Here is a 3,934-nt window from a genome sequence, read left to right as displayed (position 1 = left end):
ATGTAGTACGGCACGAAAATATCATTGGCTTCATTGCCCACCGATCGTATCCACTCGCGCGAGAACTTCTCGCCCATGCGCTTGATCTCAGTGTCCAGCTCGGGGGGAATGCGTTCTATCTTCACGCCGTTGGCGCGCAATTCCTCGGTCGCGCTGGTCGCCAGCGCCTGGCTGGCCTGCCAGCCGCGGACTTCCGCCTCGCCCGCCGCTTTGAGCACGGCAGCGCGCGCCTCGGGCTTCAGTGCATCAAAGACCTTGCTGTTCACAAACACCGCATTTTTGGGGAACCACGCATTGATCTCGTAGTAATACTTGATCGGGCCCCACACCTTGTTCTCCACACCAGTCAGCGCCGACGTGATCATGTTGTCCATCCGGCCTTCGGCCAATGCCTTGCCTACATCGACCATGGCCACATCCACCGGCTTGGCGCCCAGCATTTCAGCGATACGCATGGTGGTCTGGTTGTAGGTGCGCATCTGGGTACCGCGAAAGTCCGTCGGGCCCCGCACCGGCTTGTTCGAATGCAGGCCTTGCGGCGGCCAAGGCACGGCGTAGAGGAGCTTCATGCCATGCTCGGTGAAATGCTTTTCAAGGCCGGGGCGCTGCAGCTTCCAGAGGCGCTGCGCGTCCTTGTACGAGGCCACGACGAAGGGAATGGAGTCCGCGCCAGCCAGCGGAATTTCCTTGACCATGCTCGCCATGATGGTCTCGCCCGCTTCGGCCTTTCCCTGCTGCACGGCCGCGCTGATGTCCGCCAGCTTGGCCAGGGTGTTGTTGGGGTACACCTGTATGACCAGCTGTCCACGCGTGGCCAGATCCACATCGCGCCCAAATTGCAGGAGGTTCTGCGTATGGAAGGACTCTGCCCGGTAGCCCGTGGCCAGCTTCCAGGTTGTCTGGGCGTGCGCTGCCCCCGCCGTGACGAGCACGGCTATTAAAACTGCTTTCATGGGAACTCCTTGGGAGTTGAGAATTAGCCCGGCGGCGGGTGCATGGAACTCACCCTTTCAGGTCTGTCACAAACATCTTGCCCGGCRCATGGGTGATGCACATCGACAGTCGGCTCTTCTGGGCAACCCATTGCGGCGTGACGCCGCAACCCCAGAACACCGGGATTTCATCATCCTTGATGTCGACCGCATCGCCGTAATCCGGTCGCGACAGGTCGGTGATGCCGATCGCCTCCGGATTGCCGATGTGAACGGGCGCACCATGCGCAACGTCAAACCGGCCAGAAATCTCCACCACCTTTGCCACATCGCGGCTCTTGATGGGCCGCATGGTGACGACCATTTCGCCGCTGAACACACCAGCGGGCTGGCACTGGAGACTGGTACGGAACATCGAGACATTGCGGCCCTGCTCGACATGCCTCAACGGAATGCCGGCCTGGGTGACCGCGGCCTCGAAAGAAAAGCTGCAGCCGATCAGGAAGGCTACATAGTCGTCCTTCCAGATCGAACGGATCTCGCCCCGCTCTTCGACAAACTCGCCGTCGCGGTAAACGCGGTAGCCCGGAATGTCGGTCGTGATGTCCGCCCCCGGTGCGCACAAAGGCTCCGTGGCGCCCGGCTTCAGAACCTCCACCAGCGGGCAGGGCTTGGGGTTGCGCTGGCAAAACAACAGGAAGTCAAAGGCCTGTGCCTGCGGCACGATCATGAGGTTGGCCTGGATATGGCCGTTCGCGTGTCCCGCGGTGGGCAGGGCAAACTCGCCGCAGCGGCTGGCCATCCGGAGGTCTGCAGGACGATCAAAAATCTTGTTCATGGCTGGGTAAAGCTTGATTGGAAAAAAATAGGGTGGTACAGCGGCTTTTCCGTCAAAGGCCCAGGTAGGCCTTTTTGATCCGGTCATCGTTGAGGAGCTCATGCCCCTTGCCCTGCATCACGATACGGCCGGTCTGGATGACATAGCCGTAATGCGCGATTCCCAGGGCCTTTTGCAGGTTCTGTTCCACCAGCAATATCGACACACCGGTGGCATTGACCTGCTGGATAACCTCCAGCACCTTGGTCACAAACTTGGGCGCGATGCCCCACGACGGCTCATCCAGCATCAGCAGCTTGGGGCGTGCCATCAGCCCACGGGCGATGGCCAGCATCTGCTGCTCACCGCCGCTCATGGTGCCGGCCAGTTGTGTGGCGCGTTCCTTGAGGATTGGGAACAGTTGCAGCATCTCTTCAATGCCCTGCGCCACCTCGTGCTTGTCCATGCGTGTGAAAGCACCGAGCTCCAGGTTGCGAAGCACTGTCAGCCGGGGAAACAGGCGCCGGCCTTCCGGCACCAGCGACAGGCCCAGCGGAACGCGTTTGTGCGCCGGCATGCGGTGAACCGGCTCACCGTTGAAGGTAATACTGCCCGCTGCGGCGGCATTGAGGCCTGCCACGGCGCGCAAGGTGGTGGACTTGCCGTTTCCGTTGCCGCCCACCAGCGCCACGATCTTGCCGGGTTCGACCTGGAGGCTGACGTCGGAGATGGCCAGTACGTCGTCGTAGCAGACCTTGAGATTTTTGATTTCAAGCATGGTGCTGCCCTTCGATCCGCGCCACGTGGCGGGGAATGCAATAAGCGTGAGGGAAAGTCACTTTCAGTCTCCCAGGTAAGCAGTGATCACGGCGGCATCATTCGACACCTCCTGCGGCGTGCCTTCGGCGATCTTCACGCCGCGGTCCAGCACGACGATCTTGTCGGCGATCGGCATGATGCCTTCCAGCACATGTTCGACGATCAGGCACGCAATGCCCTTGTCCCGGATCTTGAGAACGACGTCCACCGCTTCGCGAACTTCCGACGGATTGAGCCCCGCCATCACTTCATCCATCAGCAGGATGCGCGGCTGTATGGCCAGCGCACGCGCCACGGCCAGGCGCCGCTGCTCGCTGATGGTCATGCTGGCGGCAGGCCGGTCGGCAAAGCGTTCAAGCCCGGCAAAAGCCAGCCAGTCCATGGCAGCCCGACGTGCCTTCGCAACGTTGTGCTGCAGCAGCATGGCCGCGGTCATCACGTTCTCGCAGGCCGTCATGCTGGTGAAGGTGCGCGCAATCTGAAAAGTCCGCGCCACACCGGCGCGGGCGCATGTTTCGGGCGGCAGGCCTGCGATGTCGCGGCCGCCCAGCATGATGCTACCGGCCGTGGGGGCAAAATACCCCGCCACGCAATTAAACATCGTGGTCTTTCCGGCTCCGTTGGGGCCGATCAGGCCCACCACCTGCCCGGTGTCCACGCTGAAGGAAACATCCTGGTTGGCGACCAGCCCGCCGAAACGCTTGCTGACCTGTTTGACTTCCAGCAACTTCATACGGCCTCCTCGCCGGCGTTCTGCACGGCGGCGGTGGGCACCGCCATCTGCCGCGATGCATCGGCGCGTGCCTCGCGGCGCTCCCGGAAGCTGCGCAGCCAGCCAATGAGGCCCGTGGGATAAAAGACTGCGATCACGATGATGAGGCTCGCATAAATAATGACATCGGTGCCACGGCCTGTGCCGCCGAAAGCGATGCGGGTGAACTCTTCGATGCTGGTCAGCACCACCGCGCCTACGACCGGCCCAAACAGGGTACCCACGCCCCCCAGGATGGACACCAGCGCCATCTTGATGGAGAGCGCCGTCGAGAGCACCGAATTCGGATCGATGTAAAGCTCTTTCTGCGCATACAGGCTTCCACCAACTGCCGTGAGGAAAGCGCTGACCGACAGCGCGACCTGCTTGTAGCGGGCGATGTTCACGCCAATGCTGCGGGCCGCGTCGGGTTCATCTTTGATGGCCCTGAAGTAGTAGCCGAGGTAGCTGCGCTCTATCCACCAGTTCGCGCCCAAGGTGATGATCAGCAGCCCCAGTGCCAACCAGTAGTACGGCAATTTGGTGGCGAAGTTCAGCCAGAGCCAGCCTTGTTTGTCCATCGGCACGTAAAGCCCGACCGCCGCACCGCCGTAA

At 61.7% G+C, this 3,934-nt stretch carries 5 protein-coding genes; all 5 read right to left on the bottom strand.

The annotated features are described in order from the left end of the window. A partial coding sequence (locus AC1DWI_RS15925; protein ID WP_477725193.1) for a TRAP transporter substrate-binding protein occupies positions 1-953 on the bottom strand: 953 nt, incomplete at its 3' end. 49 nt (positions 954-1,002) lie between these two features. Next, complete coding sequence (locus AC1DWI_RS15920) at positions 1,003-1,770, bottom strand: putative hydro-lyase (RefSeq protein ID WP_477725192.1); 768 nt, start codon at positions 1,768-1,770, stop codon at positions 1,003-1,005. A 52-nt stretch (positions 1,771-1,822) separates the two neighbouring features. Further along, complete coding sequence (locus AC1DWI_RS15915) at positions 1,823-2,527, bottom strand: ABC transporter ATP-binding protein (protein WP_477667963.1); 705 nt, start codon at positions 2,525-2,527, stop codon at positions 1,823-1,825. Between the two features lie 63 nt (positions 2,528-2,590). After that, on the bottom strand, positions 2,591-3,301 hold the full coding sequence (locus AC1DWI_RS15910) for an ABC transporter ATP-binding protein (RefSeq protein WP_477667964.1): 711 nt from the start codon (positions 3,299-3,301) through the stop codon (positions 2,591-2,593). Then, on the bottom strand, positions 3,298-3,934 hold a 637-nt coding region (locus AC1DWI_RS15905; protein ID WP_477725191.1), incomplete at its 5' end, for a branched-chain amino acid ABC transporter permease. The genes AC1DWI_RS15910 and AC1DWI_RS15905, both read right to left, overlap by 4 nt.

It is taken from the genome of Polaromonas sp. P3_C2, assembly GCF_056402675.1.
The sequence above is the reverse complement of the archived record's forward strand: the minus strand, read 5'-3'. Positions and strand labels throughout refer to the sequence as shown.